Origin of the sequence: Priestia sp. BR_2 (assembly GCF_041954005.1) — a bacterium.
Lineage (GTDB): Bacteria > Bacillota > Bacilli > Paenibacillales > Paenibacillaceae > Paenibacillus_AQ > Paenibacillus_AQ lautus_A.
In genome coordinates, this window is the sequence record NZ_JAVFHM010000196.1 from 1 (window position 1) to 500 (window position 500).

At 31.6% G+C, this 500-nt stretch carries 1 pseudogene; it reads left to right on the top strand.

What is annotated here, in order from left to right:
- A pseudogene (locus tag RB298_RS15075) lies at window positions 1–500 on the top strand (hypothetical protein); the annotation flags it as partial.

Genomic DNA, 500 nt, shown 5'->3' on the forward strand with positions numbered 1-500 from the left:
GGTTTAACTTGTACAGATGTGTTGGATGCAGATTATGAAGCCTTAAAATACCAAATTGACAAACCATATTATGAGAATTTCTATGGGAATAATGCTGCCAATGAAGCTCTTTCGGATATGAGAGCAATAAAACTCTTTAAAGAATTAGATCCAGGAAGATATTCTGATTCTAGTATAGATGACTTTATTTTAAATGGTGACATTAGTGGCAATGCCCAATTGGAAGCTTTACATGAGGGTTTATTTAATTCGGATTTAGATTTATATCTAGGATACTTTAAGAAAAGATTAGATATTTATCGTAATCATAACAAAGAGAGTAATGATAACCTCATTGAAGAATGGATAGAAAGGTTAAGAAGAAAGTTTTATTTCGAATTCCCTTCAGAAGAATTTTTTAATAGAACCAATTTAGTTCCCTTTAAATTTGTAAATATATTTGACGAGCTCTTTGGTGATCAAAGGAAGCAGGCGATAAGCAAAAGGGACTTAACTAGAGG